The sequence below is a fragment of the Streptomyces sp. TSRI0281 genome (genome assembly GCF_001905125.1).
Lineage (GTDB): Bacteria > Actinomycetota > Actinomycetes > Streptomycetales > Streptomycetaceae > Streptomyces.
Map to the genome: position 1 here is coordinate 54,826 of NZ_LWLE01000013.1, position 24,279 is coordinate 79,104.

The 24,279-nt window shown below is 69.2% G+C and carries 16 protein-coding genes; 11 read left to right on the forward strand and 5 right to left on the reverse strand.

Going from position 1 to position 24,279, the window contains the following annotated elements:
- Positions 1-58 precede the first annotated feature (58 nt).
- From A6A29_RS20905 to hflX, 3 genes are all read left to right on the forward strand, one after another.
- The gene (locus A6A29_RS20905; RefSeq protein ID WP_073721890.1) at positions 59-2,221 is read left to right on the forward strand and encodes a RelA/SpoT family protein; all 2,163 of its coding nucleotides are present in this window, start codon (positions 59-61) and stop codon (positions 2,219-2,221) included.
- A gap of 104 nt (positions 2,222-2,325) precedes the next feature.
- Entirely contained in the window at positions 2,326-3,777 is a 1,452-nt protein-coding gene (locus tag A6A29_RS20910) for a M1 family metallopeptidase (RefSeq protein ID WP_073721892.1), read from the forward strand.
- Positions 3,778-3,972: 195 nt separating this feature from the next.
- Positions 3,973-5,493 (forward strand): GTPase HflX, encoded by a 1,521-nt coding sequence (gene hflX / locus A6A29_RS20915; protein ID WP_073721894.1) that lies wholly within the window; start codon positions 3,973-3,975, stop codon positions 5,491-5,493.
- Positions 5,494-5,650: 157 nt separating this feature from the next.
- Here the strand turns inward: hflX and A6A29_RS20920 are convergent, their stop codons facing one another.
- Together A6A29_RS20920 and A6A29_RS20925 are read right to left on the reverse strand one after the other, a co-directional pair.
- Positions 5,651-6,832 (reverse strand): trypsin-like serine peptidase, encoded by a 1,182-nt coding sequence (locus tag A6A29_RS20920; protein WP_073721896.1) that lies wholly within the window; start codon positions 6,830-6,832, stop codon positions 5,651-5,653.
- A 304-nt stretch (positions 6,833-7,136) separates the two neighbouring features.
- Positions 7,137-8,306, reverse strand: coding sequence for a trypsin-like serine peptidase (locus A6A29_RS20925; protein ID WP_073721911.1), 1,170 nt, complete (start codon positions 8,304-8,306; stop codon positions 7,137-7,139).
- A 364-nt stretch (positions 8,307-8,670) separates the two neighbouring features.
- Here A6A29_RS20925 and A6A29_RS20930 point away from each other — a divergent pair, with 364 nt between their 5' ends.
- The 5 genes from A6A29_RS20930 (at position 8,671) to A6A29_RS20950 (ending at position 16,758) form a co-directional block, all read left to right on the forward strand.
- Positions 8,671-10,065 carry a diaminobutyrate--2-oxoglutarate transaminase family protein gene (locus A6A29_RS20930; RefSeq protein ID WP_073721913.1) on the forward strand — a complete coding sequence of 465 codons (1,395 nt, stop codon included), beginning with the start codon at positions 8,671-8,673 and terminating at the stop codon, positions 10,063-10,065.
- A 29-nt stretch (positions 10,066-10,094) separates the two neighbouring features.
- Positions 10,095-11,984: an IucA/IucC family protein gene (locus tag A6A29_RS20935; RefSeq protein ID WP_073721915.1), complete on the forward strand. Its 1,890-nt coding sequence runs from the start codon at positions 10,095-10,097 to the stop codon at positions 11,982-11,984.
- Between the two features lie 80 nt (positions 11,985-12,064).
- Positions 12,065-12,784, forward strand: a complete 720-nt coding sequence (locus tag A6A29_RS20940) for a GNAT family N-acetyltransferase (RefSeq protein WP_073721917.1) — start codon at positions 12,065-12,067, stop codon at positions 12,782-12,784.
- Positions 12,785-12,844: 60 nt separating this feature from the next.
- Complete coding sequence (locus A6A29_RS20945; protein ID WP_073721919.1) at positions 12,845-14,737, forward strand: IucA/IucC family protein; 1,893 nt, start codon at positions 12,845-12,847, stop codon at positions 14,735-14,737.
- Positions 14,738-14,787: 50 nt separating this feature from the next.
- Positions 14,788-16,758, forward strand: a complete 1,971-nt coding sequence (locus A6A29_RS20950; RefSeq protein WP_073721921.1) for an ATP-dependent DNA helicase — start codon at positions 14,788-14,790, stop codon at positions 16,756-16,758.
- A gap of 121 nt (positions 16,759-16,879) precedes the next feature.
- Here A6A29_RS20950 and lexA read toward each other — a convergent pair whose 3' ends face one another.
- Entirely contained in the window at positions 16,880-17,677 is a 798-nt protein-coding gene (lexA, locus tag A6A29_RS20955) for a transcriptional repressor LexA (protein ID WP_073721923.1), read from the reverse strand.
- 499 nt (positions 17,678-18,176) lie between these two features.
- Here lexA and nrdR point away from each other — a divergent pair, with 499 nt between their 5' ends.
- Positions 18,177-18,689 carry a transcriptional regulator NrdR gene (nrdR, locus tag A6A29_RS20960; RefSeq protein ID WP_073721925.1) on the forward strand — a complete coding sequence of 171 codons (513 nt, stop codon included), beginning with the start codon at positions 18,177-18,179 and terminating at the stop codon, positions 18,687-18,689.
- Between the two features lie 165 nt (positions 18,690-18,854).
- The gene (locus A6A29_RS20965) at positions 18,855-21,752 is read left to right on the forward strand and encodes a vitamin B12-dependent ribonucleotide reductase (RefSeq protein WP_073722019.1); all 2,898 of its coding nucleotides are present in this window, start codon (positions 18,855-18,857) and stop codon (positions 21,750-21,752) included.
- A gap of 413 nt (positions 21,753-22,165) precedes the next feature.
- On the opposite strand, the gene A6A29_RS20970 is transcribed toward A6A29_RS20965, so the two are convergent.
- Positions 22,166-22,702: a TerD family protein gene (locus A6A29_RS20970; protein ID WP_073721927.1), complete on the reverse strand. Its 537-nt coding sequence runs from the start codon at positions 22,700-22,702 to the stop codon at positions 22,166-22,168.
- 245 nt (positions 22,703-22,947) lie between these two features.
- Here A6A29_RS20970 and A6A29_RS20975 point away from each other — a divergent pair, with 245 nt between their 5' ends.
- Positions 22,948-23,553: a YdbC family protein gene (locus tag A6A29_RS20975; RefSeq protein WP_073721929.1), complete on the forward strand. Its 606-nt coding sequence runs from the start codon at positions 22,948-22,950 to the stop codon at positions 23,551-23,553.
- Here A6A29_RS20975 and A6A29_RS20980 read toward each other — a convergent pair whose 3' ends face one another.
- Positions 23,554-24,252, reverse strand: a complete 699-nt coding sequence (locus A6A29_RS20980) for a TetR/AcrR family transcriptional regulator (protein WP_073721931.1) — start codon at positions 24,250-24,252, stop codon at positions 23,554-23,556.
- Positions 24,253-24,279: the final 27 nt, after the last annotated feature.

Sequence of the window (24,279 nt, forward strand, 5' to 3'; positions counted from 1 at the left end):
CGGCCCGGAGGCGCATCCGCCTCTCCCCACCGCCGGTCGACGTTGCCGGAGGTGCCCCATGAGTGCAGAGGCCGCCAACCCAGGTGCTCCCCTTCGCAAACGGGGTCGTCCCCGGATCGATCTGCGCAGACTCGGACGTGTGGCACTGCTCGGGCCGGCCTCCCGCGACCGGCTGTCCGACGCCATCGGACATGTCGCCGAGGCCCACCGCGCCCACCATCCGGACGCCGACCTCTCCATCCTGCACAAGGCCTATGTCCTGGCGGAGTCGTCGCACCGGGGACAGATGCGCAAGAGCGGCGAGCCGTACATCACCCACCCGCTCGCGGTGACACTGATCCTCGCCGAACTCGGCGCGGAGACCACCACGCTGACCGCCTCCCTCCTCCACGACACCGTGGAGGACACCGAGGTGACCCTTGATCAGGTGGGCGAGCAGTTCGGCGAAGAGGTCCGCTACCTCGTGGACGGCGTCACCAAACTCGAAAAGGTCGACTACGGGGCTGCCGCCGAACCCGAGACCTTCCGCAAGATGCTCGTCGCCACCGGCAACGACGTCCGGGTCATGTCGATCAAACTCGCCGACCGGCTGCACAACATGCGCACGCTCGGCGTGATGAGACCCGAGAAACAGGCCAGGATCGCCAAGGTCACCCGCGACGTGCTCATCCCGCTCGCCGAACGCCTCGGCGTACAGGCGCTCAAGACCGAGCTCGAAGACCTCGTGTTCGCGATCCTGAACCCCGAGGAGTACGCACGTACCCTGGCCGTGATCGCCACCGCGGGCGGCAAGGACGACCTGCTCGGCACCATGGCCGACAGCGTCAGGGCCACGCTGCGGGAGGCCGACATCACCGCCGAAGTCCTGATCAGACCCCGTCACTTGGTCTCCCTGCACCGCGCCGGGACCAAACGCGGCGAACTGCGGGGCACCGACTTCGGGCGGCTGCTCGTCCTGGTCGGCGAGGACGCCGACTGCTACGCCGTCCTCGGTGAACTGCACACCTGCTTCACCCCGGTGATCTCCGAGTTCAAGGACTTCATCGCGGCCCCCAAATTCAACCTGTACCAGTCGCTCCACACCGCGGTCGTCGGCCCGGACGGAGCGGTCGCCGAAGTCCTCATCCGTACGCACCGGATGCACAAGGTCGCCGAGGCGGGCGTCGTCGCACTCGGCAATCCGTACACCCAGGACAACGCGACCGCACCGCTGCAGGCCGAACCGGCCGACGGCGAGCGCGCCGACCCGACCCGGCCGGGCTGGCTCTCCCGGCTCCTCGACTGGCAGGAGTCCGCCCCGGACCCCGACACCTTCTGGACGACCCTGCGCGCCGACCTGGCCCAGGACGGCGAGATCACGGTGTTCCGCACCGACGGGGGAACGCTCGGACTCCCCGCCGGAGCCACCTGCGTCGACGCCGCTTACGCGCAGTACGGCGAAGAGGCCCACGGCTGTATCGGGGCCCGCGTCAACGGCCGCCTCGCCACCCTCAGCACCGTCCTCGGCGACGGCGACACCGTACAGCCGCTGCTCACCGAGGACACCGCGTCCGGCCCCTCGCCCGACTGGCTCGACCACGCCCGCACCCCGGCCGCCCGGATCGCCATCACCGGCTGGCTCGACGCCCATCCGGATGACGACCGGACCCCGGACGCCGCACGTCCGAAAGGGCCGGGACCGCAGCCGGCGGACCCCGCGACCGGCACCCCGGAGGGCGCGCCGACGGGGCGCGCCAGGACGGACGCCCGTACGGCCGGTGTCGTGCTGGACCGGCCGGGCGGACCCGTACGCCTGGCGGGCTGCTGCACCCCGGTGCCGCCCGACGCCATCGTCGGGTTCCTGGTACGCGGCGGCGCCGTCACCGTGCACCGCCAGGAGTGCCCCGCCGCGGCCCATATGCGGGAGATCGGCCGCGCACCGGTGGCGGCGGGCTGGGACGAGAGCGGCGACTGGAGCGACGCCTCGGAATGCCGGGTCACCCTGATCGCCGAGTCCTTCGGCCGGCCCCGGCTGCTCGCCGACCTCACCGAGGCGATCGCGACGGCCGACGCGGCGATCGTCTCCGCCACCGTCGAACCCCCCAGCGAGCAGCGGGTCCGGCACACCTACACCCTCCAGCTCCCGGATGCCGCGGGTCTTCCCGCCCTCATGCGTGCCATGCGCGATGTCGCCGGGGTGTACGACGTGAGCCGTGCCCAGCAGCCGGCTCCCACCGGCTGACGGGAGGCGCCCCGCCGGTTCCGGCCCTCGACCGGCCGACCTCGTTCGGGTGGTGCGGCGCGCGCCGTACCCGCGCGACCGGCGGTCGCTGGTAGCCGTAGTCCATGCCGCTCACCTCCCGCCGACTGCGCGCCGCCCTGCTGGCCACCGCGTCGGTCACCCTCGTTGCCGCCACTCTTCCCGCGCCCGTGCCGCTCGGCATCGGCGACCGGCTCTTTCCCGAGCTCGGCAACCCCGGCTATGACGTCCTGTCGTACGACATCGCGTTCACCTACCACGGCAGCAACACCGAACCCCTGGACGCCGTCACCAGGATCAGGGCACGGACCACCGCGCCACTGGAGCGGATCAACCTCGACTTCACGCACGGCACCGTCCGCGGCGTCGAGGTCAACGGCCTGACCTCCGACTTCGGTATGAAGGACGAGGACCTGGTCGTCCGGGCACCGGGCCGTCTCCCGGCCGGAGTGCCCCTGAACATCACGGTCCGGCACACCAGCGATCCCAACGGCGACCAGAACAACGGCGGCTGGGTCCGTACCTCCGACGGCCTCGCCATGGCCAACCAGGCCGACGCCGCACACCGCGTCTTCCCGAGCAATGACCACCCCGCCGACAAGGCGTACTTCACGTTCCGGATCACCGCCCCGGAGGAACTGACCGCGGTCGCGAACGGTCTGCCCGCCGGCCGCACCCGGCACGGTGCCACCACGACGTGGACGTACCGGACCGAGCACCCCATGGCCACCGAACTGGCCCAGGTCTCCATCGGCCGGTCCACCGTCCTGCGGCGCACCGGCCCCGACGGCCTTCCGGTGCGTGACGTGGTGCCGACCGCGGACCGCGCGAAGCTGGAACCCTGGCTGAGCAAGACCCCGGACCAGCTGGCCTGGATGGAGCGGCAGGTCGGCGCCTACCCCTTCGAGACATACGGAGTGCTGATCGCCGACGCCGAGACGGGGTTCGAGCTGGAGACCCAGACGCTCTCCCTCTTCGAGCGGTCACTGTTCACCGAACCCGCCTACCCGGAGTGGTACGTCGACTCGGTCATGGTCCACGAACTCGCCCACCAGTGGTTCGGCGACAGCGTCTCGCCGGGGTCCTGGTCCGATCTGTGGCTCAACGAAGGACACGCGAGCTGGTACGAGGCCCGCTACGCGGAGGAGCACGCCGAGCAGCCGCTGGAGCGGCGCATGCGGGAGGCGTACACCCGGTCCGATGGCTGGCGAGCGGCCGGCGGGCCCCCGGCACACCCGGACGCCCCGGCTCCGGGGCAGAAGATCAGCCTGTTCCGGCCAGTGGTGTACGACGGCAGCGCACTCGTCCTCTACGCGCTGCGCCAGGAGATCGGCACCGCCGCCTTCGACCGGCTGGAGCGGACCTGGGTGCACAAGTACCGGGACGAGTCGGCGACCACGGCGGACTTCACCGAGCTGGCGTCCAGGGTGGCCGGACGCGACCTGGGCGCGTTCTTCGAGGCCTGGCTGTACGGGAAGAAGACGCCCCCGATGCCCGGACACCCGGACTGGCGCAGCCGGAAGCCGGCCGCGCAGTGAGCCGCGCAAGGGGGTCGGTACGGGGTCCGAAACGGGGTCCGAAACGGCGGAAACCCGAGTGACGGGCCCGGCAGGGGCGTGCCACTATCAACAGGTCGGCACTGCGGCCGCGCCGGGAATCCCGTCAGCGGGAATCATCCGAGCACGTCACGCGTTGTGACTGGCGTAACGCACATCTATCGACGTAAGGATCCAATGACCTCCTCTTCTTCCCTTCCCCAGGACGCGCAGGACGCGCAGAGCGCCACGGAGAATGCCACCGAGAGCCTCAACGAAAGCCTTCGGGCCGACGCCCTGATGGAAGAGGACGTCGCCTGGAGCCACGAGATCGACGGAGCACGGGACGGCGACCAGCTGGACCGCTCCGAGCGGGCCGCACTGCGGCGCGTGGCGGGCCTCTCCACCGAGCTTGAGGACGTCACCGAGGTCGAGTACCGGCAGCTGCGCCTGGAGCGCGTGGTGCTGGTCGGTGTCTGGACTTCGGGGACCGTGCACGACGCGGAGATCTCGCTCGCGGAGCTCGCCGCACTCGCCGAGACGGCAGGCGCCCAGGTACTGGACGCCGTCTATCAGCGGCGCGACAAGCCGGACCCGGCCACGTACATCGGTTCGGGCAAGGCGCTGGAGCTGCGCGACATCGTTCTGGAGACCGGGGCCGACACCGTCGTGTGCGACGGTGAGCTGAGCCCCGGCCAGCTGATCCACCTGGAAGACGTCGTCAAGGTGAAGGTGGTCGACCGGACCGCCCTGATCCTCGACATCTTCGCTCAGCACGCCAAGTCCCGGGAGGGCAAGGCGCAGGTCTCACTGGCACAGATGCAGTACATGCTGCCGCGTCTGCGCGGCTGGGGTCAGTCGCTCTCCCGTCAGATGGGCGGCGGCGGTTCCAGCGGCGGTGGCGGCATGGCCACCCGTGGCCCCGGTGAGACCAAGATCGAGACGGACCGGCGCCGGATCCGCGAGAAGATGGCGAAGATGCGCCGGGAGATCGCGGAGATGAAGACCGGCCGCGAGATCAAGCGGCAGGAGCGCAAGCGCAACAAGGTGCCTTCGGTGGCGATCGCCGGATACACCAACGCGGGCAAGTCCTCGCTGCTCAACCGGCTGACCGGTGCGGGTGTCCTTGTGGAGAACGCCCTGTTCGCCACGCTGGACCCGACCGTGCGCCGGGCCGAGACGCCGAGCGGCCGCATCTACACTCTGGCCGACACCGTCGGTTTCGTGCGGCACCTGCCGCACCACCTCGTCGAGGCATTCCGCTCCACCATGGAGGAGGTCGGCGATTCCGATCTGATCCTGCATATCGTGGACGGCTCCCATCCGGTTCCGGAGGAGCAGCTCGCCGCGGTACGCGAGGTGATTCGTGACGTGGGCGCGGTCAACGTGCGGGAGATCGTGGTCATCAACAAGGCCGACGCGGCGGACCCCCTGGTCCTTCAGCGTCTGCTGCGTATCGAGAAGCACGCGATCGCCGTGTCGGCGCGGACCGGCGCCGGGATCGAGGAGCTGCTCGCGCTCATCGACACCGAGCTGCCGCGGCCGTCCGTCGAGCTCGACGTACTCGTTCCCTACACCCAGGGCGGCCTTGTCTCCCGGGTGCACGCCGAGGGCGAGGTGATCTCCGAGGAGCACACGGCGGAGGGCACACTCCTCAAGGCGCGGGTGCACGAGGAGCTGGCCGCCGAACTGGCGGTGTTCGATCTCGCCGCGCACTGACACCGCACACCCGCGGTACAGCCGTGCGGACGGAAGGCCCGTTCCGGGGAGACCTCATGGCCTCCCGGGGACGGGCCTTCCGGCGTGCCGGGCCGGTGACCGCCGAGCGGTCCGGCGATCACCGGCCCGGCACGCGGCCATGGACCCGGTGCCGTGACTACCGACCGGCGAACTTGTCGCTCATCATCGTGAAGATGCCCTTCGCGCCCTCACCGAGCCGGGGACCGGCCAGCCAGCCCGAAGTGACCGGTCCGATGGACGTGTTGGACACCAGCGTCGACTTGCCGTCGGGCCCCTCGATGAACCAGCCGCCGCCGGAGGAGCCGCCGGTCATCGTGCAGCCGATGCGGTACATCGTCGGCGTCCCGGGGCTGATGGAGAGCCGCCCGGGACGGTCGACGCACTGATGCATGAGCAGACCGTTGTACGGCGGTCCCGCAGGGTAGCCCCAGGCGCCCATGCCGCTGATCTGCTGGATCTCGGGAGCGTCGAAGGTGACCGGGAGGGCATTGCCCACGGTCTCCTCCAGTGACTTCGTACCGTTCTGCGGCTTCACGTGCAGCACGGCGTAGTCGTACGGAGCGCCCTCGCCGCCCGTCGGACCGCCGTCGGCGATCCATTCACCGGAGGACGCGGCCCAGTCCGCCCAGTACGTGCCGTAGGGGGCGACTTCCTGCGGCTGGGCGTTCCGCAGCGCTGCCGCCGACTTGCCCTGGTCGTTGTACGAGGGCACAAAGACGATGTTGCGGTACCAGCCGCCGTCCGCACCGGCGTGAACACAGTGTCCGGCCGTCCAGACGAGGTTGGACCTGCCGGGATTCTTCGGGTCCTTGACGACGGTGCCCGAGCAGACCATGGAGCCCTCGGGGGAGTCGAAGAAGACCTTGCCGACCGGGGCCGCGTACTGGTGGTAGGGCAGCTTCTCGGGCTCGGCCCGGACCGGTGCCGGTTCCGGATCGCTGACGCCCTGGCCGCCGGTGAGGTCACCGGCCGCCATCGTCTTGGCCGGTTCCTCGGCCGATGTCATCCGCTCGGGCTTCCACAGTCCGTCGATGACCGGGTTGATGAAGTCCTTGGCCTCGCGCAGCCATGTGTCCTTGTTCCAGTTCTTCCACTCGCCGTTCTTCCACTTCTCCGGGTCGACACCGTGCTTCTTGAGTGTGTCGCCGAGACCGTCGGGAAGGCCGCCGTCGGAGCCCTTCTCGTCGGCCGGGCCGGCCGAACCGGCTGTGGCCGAACTGCCTGCCGCGCCGTCCTCGTCGGGGCCGCAGGCCGTGGCCGTCAGCGCGAGTGCCGCGACGAGGCCGGTCGCGGCCAGCAGCGGACGTATCGATCGCATGGAAAGGAATCCCCCTGAGTACATGTACGAATTGCCATGGACGCGTCACATGGAAGGAATGGTCCACCCGCTGACCACCCATGGTGTGCGCCCACCCTATGGTGTCCCTGCCCCGGTCCGGGCCGCGGGGACAGGGCTCCACCGCATATGGCGACGTCGGCCCCCGGACCGCGAACCGGTCAGGGGGCCGACGTTGTTCGAACCACCGAATCGGCCACCGGAGTCGGCGACCGCGGTACCGGGAACGGGGTGAATTCCCGGTACCGACAGGGTCGTTGCCGTCCGAAGACGGCCAGCGGCCGGCCTACTGCCCGGCGTACTTCTCGCTGACCGCCTCGTAGATGCCCTTGGCCTCCTTGCCGAGGCGCGGGCCTGCCAGCCAGCCCGCGGTGACCGGGCCGATCGAGGTGTTGGAGACCAGGGCGGGCTTGCCGTCCCGGCCCGCCGCGACCCAGCCGCCGCCGGAGGAACCGCCGGTCATCGTGCAGCCGATACGGTGCATCGTCGGTTCGTCCTTGACGACCGAGAGGCGGCCGGGCTTGTCCTTGCACTGGAGCAGCTTCTGACCGTCGAACGGCGGCGCGGCCGGGTATCCGGTCGCCGTCATGTCCGCGATCTCCGCCACCGCAGGGGCGTTGAACTCCACCGGAAGCGCCGAACCGACCGTCTCCTCAAGAGACTTGCCCGTCGCGCCCTTCTCCGGCGTCACATGCAGCACCGCGAAGTCGTACGGAGCGCCCTGTCCGCCGACCGAGGCACCCTCGGCGATCCACTGCTCGGACGTCTGGGCCCACTGGCCCCACCAGACGCCGTACGGTGCGATCTTCTCCTTGGGGGCGTTCTGCAGCTCCTCCAGCGACAGGCCGCTGTTGTTGTACGCCGGGACGAAGGCGATGTTGCGGTACCAGCCGCCCTTCTTCCCCGCGTGGACGCAGTGCCCCGCGGTCCACACCATGTTGGACTTGCCGGGGTTCGCGGGATCCTTCACCACGGTCGCCGAGCAGACCATCGAGCCCTCGGGCCCGTCGAAGAGGAGCTTCCCGGATTCCGGGGCGTTGTCGTGGTAGGGCGTCGATACGGCCGCGGCCTCGACCGGGGAGGGCGTAGGGTCCGTCACACCTTCGTCGCCGGAGATGTCGTTGTCGACCGGCTTCTCCGGGGACTTGTCGGCATCCCGCATCCGGTCCGGGTCCCAGAGGCCCTCGATGATCGGGTTGACGAAGTCCTTGGCCTCACGCAGCCACTTCTCCTTGTTCCAGTTCTTCCACTCGCCGTTCTTCCACTTCTCCGGGTCGATACCGTGCTCCTTGAGCCGGTTTTTGAGGTCGTCCGGAATCGTGACCTTGCCGTCGGACGACTGACCGGCCGAGCTGCCCGGCGTGACGCCCGCGTTGTCCTCCTCCGGCCCGCAGGCGGTGGCGGTGAGCGCGAGGACGGCGGCGACGGCCGCTGCGGCGAGCACGGGGGAGGGCATGCGGAGTCGGCGCCTCCCGGGGCGTGCGGCTTCGGTCGGGCGAATGGGTCGCATCTGGTGATCCCCCTGGGACTTCGACACTCGTGACTCAGTACTGCACTTCGGGTACTTCGGGCATGTGGGGCGTCGGAACGCTCCCTCCCGCCCCGAGTGCGGCCCCCACTATGCCGGTGCCGATGGGGACGGTACGCGGCAGGGCCGTGGTTCCGCCTCCGCAAGGATCTTCCGATTTACCCGTGATCCCCGGCGAGCGGCGTCGTTGGTACGTACGGGGGACACAGGGACAGCGTTCATCCACGTAGTTCGCCCGTGGGACGACGTACTGACGTGCAAGGCAACTGTTATCGCAGGAGGACCTACAGCCGTGGCCGTGACCGAACCAGCTCCGGTGGCACCGCCCTCCGCGCACGAGGGCATTCTTCGACGTCAGTCGCTGCGTGAATCGGCTGCCCGCACCTATGCGCGCTCGCTGCCGATCGTGCCCGTGCGGGCGCGCGGGCTGACCATCGAGGGGGCGGACGGACGGCGCTATCTCGACTGTCTCTCCGGGGCGGGCACGCTGGCACTCGGACACAACCATCCGGTGGTGCTGGAGGCGATCAGAAAGGTTATCGACTCCGGAGCACCCCTCCATGTGCTCGACCTCGCCACGCCGGTCAAGGACGCCTTCACGACCGAGCTGTTCGCCACCCTGCCGCGGCAGTTCGCCGACAACGCGCGCATCCAGTTCTGCGGCCCCGCGGGCACGGACGCCGTCGAGGCGGCCTTCAAACTGGTCCGCGCCGCGTCCGGACGCACCGGCCTGCTGGCCTTCACGGGCGCCTATCACGGCATGACGGCCGGGGCGCTCGCCGCCTCCGGCGGTGCCCAGGACACCAGTGTGACGCGGCTGCCGTTCCCCCAGGACTACCGCTGCCCCTTCGGGATCGGCGGCGAGCGGGGCGCCGACATCGCCGCGCACTGGACCGAGCACCTCCTGGACGACCAGAAGGGCGGCGTCCCCGCCCCCGCCGGGATGATCCTGGAACCGGTCCAGGGCGAAGGCGGGGTGAACCCCGCCCCCGACGGCTGGCTGCGCCGGATGCGGGAGATCACCGAGGCCCGCTCCATCGCGCTGATCGCCGACGAGGTGCAGACCGGCGTCGGCAGGACCGGTGCCTTCTGGGCGGTCGAACACAGCGGCATCGTGCCCGACGTGATGGTGCTCTCCAAGGCGATCGGCGGCTCCCTCCCGCTCGCCGTGATCATCTACCGGTCCGAACTGGACCTGTGGCAGCCGGGTGCCCACGCCGGTACGTTCCGCGGCAACCAACTCGCCATGGCGGCGGGGGCGGCCACCCTCGCGTACGTACGGAGGAACGGGCTCGCGCAGCACGCCGCGACCCTGGGTGCCCACATGCTCGCCCGCCTCCGGGCGCTGAGCGCGGATCACCCGAGCATCGGCGACGTCCGGGGACGCGGCCTGATGATCGGCATCGAACTCGTCGATCCCGAGGCCGCGCCGCTCCCCACCACGACCGGCGGCAGCTCCGCCCCGCCACCACCGGACCCCGTCCTCGCCCTCGCCGTCCAGCAGGAATGCCTGAGCCGCGGCCTCATCGTCGAACTCGGCGGACGACACAGTGCCGTGGTCCGCCTGCTTCCCCCCCTCACCCTCACCGACGAACAGGCAACGGCGGTCGTCGACCGCCTCGCCGACGCACTGACCGCCGCGGAGCGCTCGCCGAACCGTCGGGCCGCTGCCGGGTCGATCCACTGACCCCGGACACCCCCACAAGGAAGACCGCCGTGAACCCCATCCACGCATCCGAGGCCGACGGCCCTCAGTCCCACCCGCACCGAGGGCAGGACGGGCCGGCCTGCCCCGGCACGGTCGAGGCGGTGACGGTCCCCCGCCAGAAGGCCGCACCCCGCAGAGACCTCCGCACCCCCGCGAACACTCCCGGCGGCTCCGCACCGGCGGACCTCCTGGACCACCCGGACCCGGTCCGGGCCGCGGACGGGGCGGGCACCGAGAACCTGCTGCGGTGCTGGATCCGGGAGAACGACCTGCCCCGCCCCGACCGCGACACCCTGCGCATCCCCCTTCCCGCCACCGGCACCGCCCTGCTCGTTCCCGTCCTCTACTGGTCCGCCACCGGAGCACACCGCTTCGGGGCACCGGTCCTGGAGAGCGCACCCGAGCACGGCCCGGCCGTCGACGCCGTCACCGTCGCGGCACTCCTCGGCCGTGAGGCCGGGAGCCACGGGGGCGCCGACCTGGTGGCCAGGGTCGCCGACTCGGTACGCCACACCTCCGACTTCATCGCCCAGCGGCGGCGTACCCCGGAAGCTCCCGTCGAGGCCGACCTGTTCCTCACGGCCGAACAGTCCCTCCTGCTGGGACACCCGCTGCACCCGACGCCCAAGAGCCGCGAAGGTTTCTCCGAGTCGGAAGCGCGCCTCTACTCACCGGAGCTGCACGGCTCGTTCCCGCTGCACTGGATCGCCGTGGACCGATCGGTGCTGGCCACCGAATCCTCCTGGACCGACAACGGCGGCCCGGTGTCCGCAGAGGCGCTCCTCGCCCCCCACACCGACGGACTGCGCCTCCCCGGGAACACCGCGGCGCTCCCGCTGCACCCCTGGCAGGCCGCCGAACTGCACCGCCGCCCGGACGTGTCCGCGCTCCGGGAAGCGGGGCTCCTCCACGACCTCGGCCGGCACGGGGAACGCTGGCACCCCACCTCCTCCATCCGCACGGTGCACCGGCCCGGCGCGAACCTGATGCTGAAGCTCTCCCTCGGCGTACGCATCACCAACTCCCGTCGCGAGAACCTCCGCAAGGAACTGCACCGCGGCGCGGAGGTCCACCGCCTGCTCGGTACCGGGCTGGCCGCACAGTGGCAGCAGGCCCACCCCGGCTTCGACATCGTCCGCGACCCTGCCTGGCTCGCCGTCGACAGCATGGACGGCCTGCCCGTACCCGGCCTCGATGTCATGCTCCGCCACAACCCGTTCGGACCGGACGACGACGCCGTGTGCATCGCCGGACTCACCGCGCAGCGCCCCTGGCCGGGCCGCACCCAGGTGAGCTCCCGGCTCGCGGAGATCGTCTCCCGCCTCGCCACGCGCACCGGGCGGACGACCGGAGCCGTCAGCGCCGAGTGGTTCCTGCGCTATCTCGACCGTGTCGTACGCCCCGTGCTCTGGCTCGACGCCACCGCCGGGGTGGCCCTGGAAGCCCACCAGCAGAACACGCTGGTACTGCTCGACCCCGAAGGCTGGCCCATCGGGGGCCGCTACCGGGACAACCAGGGCTACTACTTCCGAGAATCCCACCGTGCCGCGCTGGAACAGCGGCTCCCCGGCATCGGCACCGTCAGCGACACCTTCGTCTCCGATCCGGTCACCGACGAGCGCTTCGCCTACTACCTCGGCATCAACAATGTGTTCGGACTCATCGGCGCCTTCGGAGCACAGCAACTCGCCGACGAGCAGCTCCTCCTCGCCGCCTTCCGCCGTTTCCTGACCGGTGCCGCGGGGATGGGCTCGCCCCTGCCCACGTACCTCCTTCACACGCGGCAACTGCGCTGCAAGGCCAACCTGCTGACCCGGATGCACGGTCTCGACGAGTTGGTCGGACCCGTCGACACCCAGTCCGTCTACGTCTCCATCGCCAATCCTCTGACCACGTGAGCCATCACGTCCCCGAGCCGTCGCGTTCCTGTGCCCCGGGGAAATCCGACTGACCGAACCCAGGAGAGGAGAGCGTCACCGTGCCTCCCGCCGATGCGCACACGGAGCCCGGCCCCGCTGCGGCGCCCGTCACCAGCGCCGAGGACACCCTCGACCTGAGGCTCTCCGAAGAACTCCTGGCTCTGTTGGGCGACGACGTGAGAGCGGCCGACGAACGGCCGGCCGCCTCCGATCTGCTCGGGGATCCCGCCACCTGGCGCCCCGTCACCACATCCACGGGCGTGTTCCAGCTGGTCCCGGTACGACTGGACCGCGACCTCGCCGTGCTCAGCCGCTGGATGAACGACCCGGCGGTCGCCGCGTTCTGGGAACTCGCCGGACCCGACGCCGTCACCGCCGAACATCTCAGACCACAGCTCGAAGGCGACGGACGCAGCATCCCCTGTCTGGGCGTGCTCGGCGGCATGCCCATGAGCTACTGGGAGATCTACCGGGCGGATCTGGACCCGCTGGCGCGCCACTACCCGGCCCGGCCTCATGACACCGGCCTCCACCTCCTCATCGGAGGCGTGAACAACCGGGGCAGGGGCGTCGGCGCCACCCTGCTCCGCGCCGTCGCCGACCTCGTACTCGATCACCTTCCCCTGTGCGGACGCGTCGTGGCGGAGCCGGACCTCCGCAATACGCCGTCCGTAGCCGCATTCCTCAGCGCCGGCTTCCGCTTTTCCGCCGAGGTGGAACTCCCCGCCAAGCGTTGCGCCCTGATGATCCGTGACCGAACGCACCGTGCCCAGCTGTGAACAACTCGCCGTATTACCCAGACCGCTCGAACCCCATCGGTTCCACCCGGAGGAGTCCCCGTGCCGAAATACCCTGCGAGCCATGAATCAGCCGAATCCCACGGCCTGCTCAGGACCCCGGAGCTGAACCGGACGGTCTGGGAGCGGGCGGCAGCCCGGCTGCTCGCCAAGATGCTCGGCGAATTCGCCTACGAAGAGATCATCGAGCCAGTTCAACGGCCCGGGGCCAGCGACACCTACGCGATCCGGCTCGACGACGGCGGAATTCTGAGCTTCCGGTCGGGCCGCGGCGTCTATGGCAGCTGGCGCGTCATCCCGGATTCGATCCATGTGTGCGAAGGGCCGTCCAGGACCGGGCCTTCCGGTACGCCCCGAGGCCGCTCGGCCGGGCCTTCCGGCGAACCGCGAGCCCGGACGCGGCCGTTCCGGGATCCGCTCCGGTTCCTCACCCGTGCCCGCGGTCTCCTCGGACTCGACGGTGCCACGCTCGGCCATCTCATCCGTGAGGTCACCACCACACTGGCGGCCGACTCCCGTCTCGATCACACCGCTCTCACCGCCGGTCGCCTGGCCGAGCTCGACTACGCCGAGCTCGAAGGGCACCAGACCGGTCACCCGTGGCTCGTCGCCAACAAAGGGCGCCTCGGTTTCTCCGCGGAGGACACCGCCCGGTTCGCCCCGGAGACACGGAGAGTGGTACGTCTGCCCTGGATCGCCGTCAGCACCCGCATCGCGGGATACCGGGGGGTGACGAGCCTGGCCACTCCCGAGCGCCTCTACGCCCAGGAACTCGACGCCCCCGTCCGCGCGTCCTTCGTCGCCGAACTCAGCTCGCGCGGCCTCGACCCGGAGGAGTACCTGTACCTCCCGGTGCACCCCTGGCAGTGGAACGAATGGATCGTTCCGCTCTTCGCCCCGGCCATCGCGGACGGGGACATCGTCGCGCTGCACGCCGACGCCGACGCCCGGCTGCCGCAGCAGTCCATCCGTACGTTCTCCAATGTGGGGCGACCCGACCGGCACACGGTCAAACTGCCGCTGTCGATCCTCAACACGCTCGTATGGCGTGGTCTGCCCACGGAGCGCACGCTCGCCGCGCCGGCCGTCACCGCCTGGGTGCAGGGCCTGTGCGACGCCGATCCGTTTCTGCGCGACACCTGTCGCATCATCCTTCTCGGCGAGGTCGCTTCCGTGGCCGTCGAGCACCCGCTGTACGACCATCTTCCCGAGGCGCCGTACCAGTTCAAGGAGATCCTCGGCGCGATCTGGAGAGAGCCCCTGCCTCCTCGGCTGGCACCGGGCGAACGGGCCCGCACCCTGGCCTCACTGCTGCACACGGACCCCGACGGCCGCGCGTTCACGGCCGAGCTGGTCGACCGGTCCGGACTGACGCCGACCGTGTGGCTCACCCGGCTGTTCGCCGCTCTGGTGCCGCCTCTGCTGCATTTCCTCTACCGCTACGGAACGGTGTTCTCCCCGCACGGCGAGAACACCATCGTCGTCTTCGATGAACAGGACGTCCCCGTACGGCTCGCGATCAAGGACTTCGTCGACGACGTCAATGTCAGTGCCCTGCCGTTGCCGGAGCACGATTCGATGCCCGAGGACGTACGGCGCGTCCTGCTGACCGAGGAACCCTCCTTCCTCACCCAGTTCATCCACTCCGGTCTCTTCGTCGGGGTCTTCCGCTATCTGTCCCCCCTGTGCGAGGAACAGCTGGGTGTCCCGGAGGGTGAATTCTGGTCACTTGTCCGGGCGGAGATTCTTCGTCATCACGCCCGGTTTCCCGAGCTCAAGGAACGGTTCGAGACGTTCGACATGCTCACTCCCGAGATCGAGCGCCTCTGTCTCAACCGTAACCGTCTGCATGTGGACGGTTACCGTGACCGGCCTCAGCGTCCGCACGCGGCCATCCACGGCACCGTTCCCAATCCGCTCCACCCCGCCGTGTGAGGCCGGGAGTGATCGCCGTTGTCAGTGGTGCGCCGTAGGGTGGTCGGGCTATGACGAAGCCATCTCTCCCCGAGCTCCTCCATGCCGCCGTCACCGCCGTCGGCGGTTCGGAAAGGCCCGGCCAGGCCACCATGGCCGAGGCCGTTGCCGAGGCTGTGGACGACCAATCCCATCTGCTCGTCCAGGCCGGTACCGGCACGGGCAAGTCCCTCGGCTATCTGGTGCCCGCGCTGGCGCACGGGGAGCGCGTCGTGGTGGCCACGGCGACTCTCGCGCTCCAACGGCAGCTCGTGGAACGAGACCTTCCGCGTACGGTCGACGCGCTGCATCCGCTGCTGCGCCGCAGCCCCCAGTTCGCGATGCTCAAGGGGCGCTCGAACTACCTCTGTCTGCACCGGCTCCACGAAGGGGTCCCGCAGGACGAGGAGGAGGGGCTCTTCGACCAGTTCGAGGCGGCGGCACCGTCGAGCAAGCTGGGACAGGACCTGCTGCGGATGCGGGACTGGTCCGACGAGACGGAGACCGGGGACCGGGACGACCTCACTCCCGGTGTCTCGGACCGGGCCTGGGCGCAGATCTCCGTCTCCTCGCGTGAGTGCCTGGGCGCGACCAGGTGCGCGTACGGCGCGGAGTGCTTCGCGGAGATGGCCCGGGAGCGCGCCAAGCTCGCCGACGTGGTCGTCACCAACCACGCGTTGCTGGCCATCGATGCCATCGAGGGCGCTCCCGTGCTCCCGCAGCACGAGGTGCTGATCGTCGACGAAGCCCACGAGCTGGTCTCCCGGGTCACCGGCGTCGCCACCGGTGAGCTCACTCCGGGGCAGGTGAACCGCGCGGTACGCCGGGCGGCGAAGCTGGTCAACGAGAAGGCCGCCGATGCCCTGCAGACCGCGTCGGAGGGGTTCGAGCGGGTCATGGAGCTGGCGCTCCCCGGCCGTCTGGAGGAGGTGCCCGAGGACCTGGGGTACGCGCTGATGGCGCTGCGCGACGCCGCGCGCACGGTGATCTCCGCTCTGGGCGCCACCCGGGACAAGTCGGTCCAGGACGAGGACGCGGTCCGTAAGCAGGCCATGGCCTCGGTCGAGTCGGTCCACAGTGTCGCCGAGCGGATCACACAGGGCTCGGAGTACGACGTCGTCTGGTACGAACGGCACGACCGCTTCGGGGCCTCCGTGCGCGTCGCACCGCTCTCCGTCTCCGGCCTGCTGCGCGAGAAGCTGTTCGCCGACCGCTCCGTCGTCCTGACCTCCGCGACGCTGAAGCTGGGCGGGGATTTCAACGGGGTGGGGGCTTCGCTGGGGCTCGCCCCGGAAGGCACCGCGGGCGACGACGTCCCCCAGTGGAAGGGCCTGGACGTCGGGTCGCCGTTCGACTATCCGAAGCAGGGCATTCTGTACGTCGCCCGGCATCTGGTCACGCCCGGACGGGAGGGATCCCGTACGGACATGCTGGACGAGCTCGCCGAACTGGTGGAGGCGGCAGGCGGCCGGACCCTGGGTCTGTTCTCCTCCATGCGAGCGGCTCAGGCGGCTGCCGAGGAACTGCGGGGCCGGCTGGACAAGCCGATTCTGTTGCAGGGCGAGGAGACGCTCGGCGAGCTGATCAAGAACTTCGCCGCCGATCCGGAGACCTGTCTCTTCGGCACCCTGTCGCTGTGGCAGGGCGTCGATGTGCCCGGGGCGAGCTGCCAGCTCGTGATCATGGACAGGATTCCGTTCCCCCGGCCCGACGATCCGCTGATGAGCGCCCGCCAGAAGGCGGTCGAGGAGGCGGGCGGCAACGGGTTCATGGCGGTCGCGGCGACCCATGCCGCGCTCCTGATGGCCCAGGGCGCCGGTCGGCTCGTACGGGCCACGGGCGACAAGGGAGTCGTCGCCGTGCTCGACCCCCGGCTGGCCAACGCTCGATACGGAAGCTATCTGCGCGCTTCACTGCCTGATTTCTGGTACACGACCGACCGTAACCAGGCCCGACGCTCACTGGCATCCATCGACGCGGCGGCCAAGGCCGACGGGAAGTAGACAGGGGGAGTGGGCCGCTCGCACGTAGCAGTCGGGGCATGCGGCGTCGGCCATCGGGTGACACAGCAGGGCCCCGGGATCGGCGCAGTGAATCCCGGGGCCCGGTCGGAATCGGCGGGTTTCACACCCGCCGCAGCACCGCGACGACCTTGCCGAGAATGGTCGCCTCGTCGCCGGGGATCGGCTGATACGCGGCGTTGTGCGGGAGCAGCCACACATGGCCGTCCTCGCGCCGGAAACGCTTGACGGTCGCCTCGCCGTCCAGCATCGCGGCCACGATGTCCCCGTTCTCGGCGACGGGCTGACGCCGTACGGTGACCCAGTCGCCGTCGCAGATCGCCGCTTCGATCATCGAGTCACCGACGACCTTCAGGACGAACAGCTCTCCGTCGCCGACCAGCTGGCGGGGGAGCGGGAAGACGTCCTCGACGGACTCCTCCGCGAGGATCGGCCCACCGGCGGCGATCCGGCCCACCAGTGGCACATAGGAAGCGGCGGGCTTGCCCGTCGTGTCCGTCTGCTGGGTGCTGGGCTGATCGGATCCACGGACTTCGTAGGCGCGCGGGCGGTGCGGATCCCGTCGCAGAAAGCCCTTGCGCTCCAGGGCCATCAGCTGATGGGCGACGGAAGAGGTGCTGGACAGTCCCACCGCCTGACCGATTTCCCGCATCGACGGCGGGTATCCGCGGCGCTGCACGGAATCCCGAATTACCTCGATCACCCGCCGTTGCCGATCCGTGAGCCCAGAACTGTCCGCACGGATTCCTGGGGGCCGGCCGGGCAATGAGCGCGCAGGGCGCGCGGGCTCTGGCCCCTCCGTGTTCGTGACTGAGTCATTCATTGCATGCACCGGCTCAAGTCGGCTCTGGGAGCGGTGGTCCTGGGCAGTGATGGTGGCACTGTCTGCGGTGGTGGTCACGTCGGCCCCTCTCGAATGTTCTCCCTAGTTGGACAACGGTAGTAGCTTTCGAAAGGTTGCGCCAAACACACGTTCGAGTGAAAAACGAATAAAGGCCTGTCGCGGCATTACGGCCAGGTGTATGAGCGGGACTTGGAGTGACCGGCAATTCGGCTCATTACGGTAGCGTCCCCGCGCGCCTCCGGAGCGTACGGGGTGGCTCGCGGGGGTGTCGCTCCAGGGTGTCGACCGGTGCCCCGGCGTCTCGGCGGCCGCGTGTTTCCCGTACCCTCATGCCTGGCCTGCCCCGCCTTCGGGCCGTCCCGGGCGCACGACACGCGCTGGGGCAGAAAACGCGGCCAAACCCTAGATCTAGTGGTTGGATTACTCCAGCCGCCCAGAAGTTGTGGTCCGGGTTCATCGGGCTCGTGGCCATCGCCTATGCTTGAGCTTGCTTCGAAGGGTCCGCGACGGACCTGAAGAGGCTATTCAGTCGTGCTGTGAAGGAGGGTTGGGAGCCATGCACTGCCCCTTCTGCAGGCACCCCGACAGCCGGGTCGTCGACAGTCGCACCACCGACGACGGCACGTCGATCCGTCGGCGCCGTCAGTGCCCCGACTGCTCCCGCCGCTTCACGACGGTGGAGACCTGCTCGCTGATGGTGGTCAAGCGCAGCGGCGTGACCGAACCCTTCAGCCGCACCAAGGTCATCTCCGGCGTGCGCAAGGCATGCCAGGGGCGGCCCGTCACGGAGGATGCCCTCGCCAAGCTCGGCCAGCGGGTCGAGGAGGCGGTGCGTGCCACCGGCAGTGCCGAGCTGACCACCCATGACGTGGGTCTGGCCATACTCGGCCCCTTGCAGGAACTCGACCTCGTCGCCTACCTGCGCTTCGCGTCCGTGTACCGGGCGTTCAATTCACTCGAAGACTTCGAGGTCGCCATCGTGGAATTGCGCGAGCGGCAGCCCCTCGTGGAGGACTGCGGAAGCCGGGAGACCGTTGAGGTCCCGGCGCCCGCCATTGCCGCCGACTGAGCGGTACCCGCTCGTCCCGTCCGGCAGTGGACTGCCGGACGGCGACAGGGCAGTACAAGACCTGTTCGCGGATGCCGTACGCGGCGTCCGGAGCATCAGACACACACTGTGTCCCGGGAAGAACTGGGCACTTCAGGGCGTTTTTGCCCACATATGGGAGGCGGCATGACAGAGACGGCGAGCGGCCCGGCACGAGGTTCCCGCACCAAGGGCACCAAGTCGACCAAGGGTCTGCGTATCGAGCGCATCCACACCACCCCCGGCGTGCATCCGTACGACGAGGTGGCGTGGGAGCGCCGTGACGTCGTCATGACCAATTGGCGCGACGGCTCGATCAACTTCGAGCAGCGTGGCGTCGAGTTCCCCGACTTCTGGTCGGTGAACGCGGTCAACATCGTCACCAGCAAGTACTTCCGTGGGGCTGTCGGCACGCCGCAGCGCGAGACCGGTCTGCGACAGCTGATCGACCGGATCGTGAAGACGTACCGGAAGGCCGGCGAGGAGTACAGCTACTTCTCCTCTCCCGCGGATGCCGAGATCTTCGAGCACGAGCTGGCGTACGCCCTCCTGCACCAGATCTTCAGCTTCAACTCGCCTGTCTGGTTCAACGTCGGAACCCCTCAGCCGCAGCAGGTATCCGCGTGCTTCATCCTGGCCGTCGACGACTCCATGGAGTCGATCCTCGACTGGTACAAGGAAGAGGGCATGATCTTCAAGGGCGGCTCCGGCGCCGGCCTGAACCTCTCCCGTATCCGTTCCTCCAAGGAACTGCTCTCCTCCGGCGGTAACGCCTCCGGCCCGGTCTCCTTCATGCGGGGTGCCGACGCCTCCGCCGGAACCATCAAGTCCGGTGGCGCCACGCGCCGCGCGGCCAAGATGGTCATCCTCGATGTCGATCACCCGGACATCGAGAACTTCATCGAGACCAAGGTGAAGGAGGAGGAGAAGATCCGCGCCCTGCGCGACGCGGGCTTCGATATGGACCTGGGCGGCGACGACATCACGTCCGTCCAGTACCAGAACGCCAACAACTCGGTCCGGGTGAACGACGAGTTCATGAAGGCCGTCGAGTCCGGCGGCAAGTTCGGGCTGCGCGCTCGGATGACCGGCGACGTCATCGAAGAGGTCGAGGCCAAGTCCCTCTTCCGTAAGATGGCCGAGGCCGCCTGGGCCTGTGCCGACCCCGGCATTCAGTACGACGACACGATCAACCAGTGGCACACCTGCCCGGAGTCCGGCCGGATCAATGGCTCGAACCCCTGCAGCGAGTACATGCACCTGGACAACACCTCGTGCAACCTCGCCTCGCTGAACCTGATGAAGTTCCTCAAGGACGACGGCGAGGGCCACCAGTCCTTCGAGTCCGAGCGCTTCGCCCAGGTCGTCGAGCTGGTCATCACCGCGATGGACATCTCGATCTGCTTCGCGGACTTCCCGACGCAGAAGATCGGCGAGAACACCCGCGCCTACCGTCAGCTGGGCATCGGCTACGCCAACCTCGGCGCACTGCTGATGGCGACCGGCCACGCGTACGACAGTGACGGCGGCCGCGCGCTCGCCGGTGCCATCACGTCGCTGATGACCAGCACCTCGTACAAGCGTTCCGCCGAGCTCGCCGCGGTCGTCGGCGCGTACGACGGCTACGCCCGCAACGCCGAGCCGCACCAGCGCGTCATGCGGCAGCACTCCGATGCCAACGCCAAGGCCGTCCACGTGGACGAGCTGGACGCGCCGATCTGGGCCGCCGCCACGGAGGCCTGGCAGGACGTGATCCGCCTCGGCGCGAAGAACGGTTTCCGCAACGCCCAGGCATCGGTCATCGCGCCCACCGGCACCATCGGTCTCGCGATGTCCTGCGACACCACCGGGCTGGAGCCGGACCTCGCCCTGGTCAAGTTCAAGAAGCTGGTCGGCGGCGGCTCGATGCAGATCGTCAACGGCACCGTGCCGCAGGCGCTGCGCCGTCTCGGCTACCAGCCGGAGCAGATCGAGGCGATCGTCGCCCACATCGCCGACAACGGCAATGTGATCGACGCCCCCGGTCTGAAGACCGACCACTACGAGGTCTTCGACTGCGCGATGGGCGAGCGTTCCATCTCCGCGATGGGCCACGTCCGGATGATGGCGGCCATCCAGCCGTGGATCTCCGGCGCGCTCTCCAAGACGGTGAACCTGCCGGAGACGGCCACCGTCGAGGATGTCGAAGAGGTCTACTTCGAGGCGTGGAAGATGGGCGTCAAGGCGCTCGCGATCTACCGCGACAACTGCAAGGTCGGCCAGCCCCTCTCCGCCAAGACCAAGGAGAAGGAGAAGGAGGCGGTCACCGCCAAGGCCGAGGACACCATCCGCACCGCGGTGGAGAAGGTCGTCGAGTACCGCCCGGTTCGCAAGCGCCTTCCCAAGGGGCGTCCGGGCATCACCACCTCCTTCACCGTGGGTGGCGCCGAGGGCTACATGACCGCCAACTCCTACCCGGACGACGGTCTGGGCGAGGTCTTCCTCAAGATGTCCAAGCAGGGTTCGACCCTCGCGGGCATGATGGATGCCTTCTCCATCGCCGTCTCGGTCGGTCTGCAGTACGGCGTTCCGCTGGAGACGTACGTCTCGAAGTTCACGAACATGCGCTTCGAGCCGGCCGGTATGACGGATGACCCGGACGTGCGGATGGCGCAGTCGATCGTCGACTACATCTTCCGCCGCCTGGCGCTCGACTTCCTGCCTTTCGAGACCCGTTCGGCGCTCGGCATCCACTCGGCCGAGGAGCGTCAGCGTCACCTCGACACCGGTTCGTACGAGCCGTCCTTCGAGGACGGCGAACTGGACGTCGAGAGCCTGGCCCAGTCCGCTCCGCTTCACGTGGAGCCGCTGAAGGCGGTGGCGGCTCCGGTCGAGACCGCTGAGAAGCCCGCCCCGAAGACGGCGCACACCTCGGCCGAACTGGTCGAGATGCAGCTCGGCATCAGCGCCGACGCACCGCTCTGCTTCTCCTGCGGTACGAAGATGCAGCGCGCAGGCTCCTGCTACATCTGCGAGGGCTGCGGCTCCACCAGCGGCTGCAGCTGATACCGGGCGGAAGCGCGTGGGATGCGGCATCCGACGTAGCCCGCACGGGTAGCTGACCAGCAGTTCGCGAAGGGGACCGGCCAGAGGCCGGTCCCCTTCGTCGTGCCGGTGACAGGCCCTCTTCAACGCGTTCGCCGGATGGCCGGGCCCGGCGGCAAAGGGCCATTTCCTGGATGAGGACGGGAAGCCGCGCCGCAGCGGGACTACCGAACGCGGGCACGTGAGCGGCGTTCGACGGGTCGCTGTCCGGTGTTGGCCAGAATTCGGCCATGGATGCGCAGGCGACACGGACGGCCGTCGCCTACGAGGCCCTCCGCCCCCGGGGCGCACGGGACCGCCTGTGAGCGGTGCGGCGGCCGATGACCGGAGTCATCGGGGCCGCACCGAGGACATGTGGTCGGCGCGGCGCCGGATCATGTTCCCGGGGTTCGGCTTCCCATCACCGCAGCGAACGAATCGGGGTCACCGTCGAAGCCGCGTACGGCCGGCTGGAACGCCCAGACTCCTGAGTCGTCCCGGATGAACTCGGCGACGACCGCCGCAGTGGCCGCCGAGACGCCGGAGAAGTCGTTCTCGGAGAGGGTGGTGTAACCCTCGCGGATCTGCACCCCGGTGCGCCGTATGTCGCCGAATGTCTTGTGGCCATTGCGCTGTTGGATGGCGATGCCCACGACCACCCGCCCGTACGTCGTCGCCAGCCGGTCCAGCTCGATGGTCATGGCTTCGTCGAAACCGAGGCCCTGGCCCGTCCTGCTGTCCCGATTCAGGGTGATGGTGCCGTCCGGTGAGCGGCTGTCGAAGTGCACCAGGTACGAGGGGCTGCCGTAGGGCTCTTCGACCGTGTACGTGGCGGCGATGATGTCGAGGTCATTGGCCGGTTCGCCGCTGTCGCTGGGGTCCCATTTCAGCCGTACTTCGACCTTCTCGATGTCCTTGTTAGGAGTGCTCACAGGACTTCCCTCCTGGCAGTCGGGCCGACGGGCCGCTCTCATCACCCGATCATGTACGTAACTGTCCATGGAACCAACTGCCTTGGCGTCGGACGACGGATTCGGGCCACCCACGCCGGCTGCGGCGGTGCCTCTTCGTGTCTCGCCGTGGCGGTCGGCCGCAACGAGGCTTTCGGACACGTCGATTCGGGCAAGCGTTTCCCCGCTGGTGACCCACGACACGTTCGGCGCCGTACGATGGCGCGGTGCTGGTCAAGTGGATTCGCTGCACCGTGGTCGACCGTCATGGCTTCGAGCGGGGGCAGCGAAAGTGGGCGGGGCTGCTCGGTGAGCCGGGATTCAGGGGACAGAGCGGCGGGTGGAGCCGAGGTCGCCCCGAGGTCGCCCATGTGTTCGCGTTCTGGGAGAACCGTGTCTTCTACGACTCCTTCATGGCCCGTGGGCACGACCGGCTGGCCGCCGCGCAGTCTGGTATGTACCGGGACATGCAGGTGAAGCTCTTCGAGCACCGGTTCGATGTGAAGACCGGCTTTGAGCCGCACTTCGCGGACGCGGACGTCGTCAGAGTGGCCCACAGTCAGGTGCACGAGGACCGTGTCGAGCACTTCGCCCTCATGCAGGAGAAGGTGTGGAATCCGGCGATGGCCGGATCGCCCGGGATGTTGCGTGGCGTGTTCGGACAAGCTCCGGGGCACGAGTTCCTGGTGCTGTCGATGTGGCAGTCGAGCGCCGAGCGCGGCAAGTACCGGGCGGAGAGCGCCGAACGGCTGTCCGTGCGTGCGCAGACCGAGACGGATGTCGCCGCGCTGACCGGAGACGTGGTGGAGCTCGAACCGTCCTGGACGGTGTGATCAGCCGGTTGAGGCGGGAGTCCTGGTGGCTGTGCCGTCCGCGGTGAGCGTCGGTTGCGCCGGCCCTGTGAACACCCCGGCCAGGGCGGCCGCCAGGGCGGCGTCCGCCGCCTGATCCGCGAGGCCCTCGTCGACCGGCTCGCGGGTGATGAACAACCGCAGGAACAGTGGCGCGGACGCCGCCCGTATGAGCGCACCCGCGTCTGTGCCGTGAGGAATCTCGGCGCGCTCGACGGCGCGCAGGACCATTTCTCCGCAACGCGCGAACCGCTCGGAGTAGAAGGCGCGCAGCGCGTTTGCTGCCCGCGGCGACTGGAACGCGGCGGCGATGAACGCGGTCGGTGCGGCGGCCTGGGCGGGGTCGCGGAAGGAGTCGGCGGTCTCGCGCAGGAGTGCGCGCAGATCCCCCCGCAGGCTGCCCGTATCGGGCGGTGCCCAGCTGTCCTCGCCCGCCAGTTCGAGGGCGTCGACGACCAGCCCTTCGACATTGCCCCAGCGGCGGTACAAGGTCGTCTTGTGTACGCCCGAACGCTCGGCGACGTATTCGACGGAGAGTCCGGGGAAGCCCTGCTCGGCCAGGCCCGTGAGCACCGCGTCGCGAACGGCGGCTCGGGTGCGGGCGGTGCGCCCACCGGGGCGCCGGCTACCGGGCGCGGGGCCTGAATCGACCGCACTCGCGGCGGCCTTCTCGTCACTCAATTGCTACTCCCGTTGCATTAGTGCGCT

Bases quoted from the DNA above. Each gene is read 5' to 3' on its own strand.
- A6A29_RS20910 (WP_073721892.1), top strand. From the start codon at position 2,326: ATGCCGCTCACCTCCCGCCGACTGCGCGCCGCCCTGCTGGCCACCGCG.
- A6A29_RS20925 (WP_073721911.1), bottom strand. From the start codon at position 8,306: ATGCCCTCCCCCGTGCTCGCCGCAGCGGCCGTCGCCGCCGTCCTCGCG.
- A6A29_RS20965 (WP_073722019.1), top strand. From the start codon at position 18,855: ATGACAGAGACGGCGAGCGGCCCGGCACGAGGTTCCCGCACCAAGGGC.
- A6A29_RS20905 (WP_073721890.1), top strand. From the start codon at position 59: ATGAGTGCAGAGGCCGCCAACCCAGGTGCTCCCCTTCGCAAACGGGGT.
- A6A29_RS20950 (WP_073721921.1), top strand. From the start codon at position 14,788: ATGACGAAGCCATCTCTCCCCGAGCTCCTCCATGCCGCCGTCACCGCC.
- hflX (WP_073721894.1), top strand. From the start codon at position 3,973: ATGACCTCCTCTTCTTCCCTTCCCCAGGACGCGCAGGACGCGCAGAGC.
- A6A29_RS20920 (WP_073721896.1), bottom strand. From the start codon at position 6,832: ATGCGATCGATACGTCCGCTGCTGGCCGCGACCGGCCTCGTCGCGGCA.
- nrdR (WP_073721925.1), top strand. From the start codon at position 18,177: ATGCACTGCCCCTTCTGCAGGCACCCCGACAGCCGGGTCGTCGACAGT.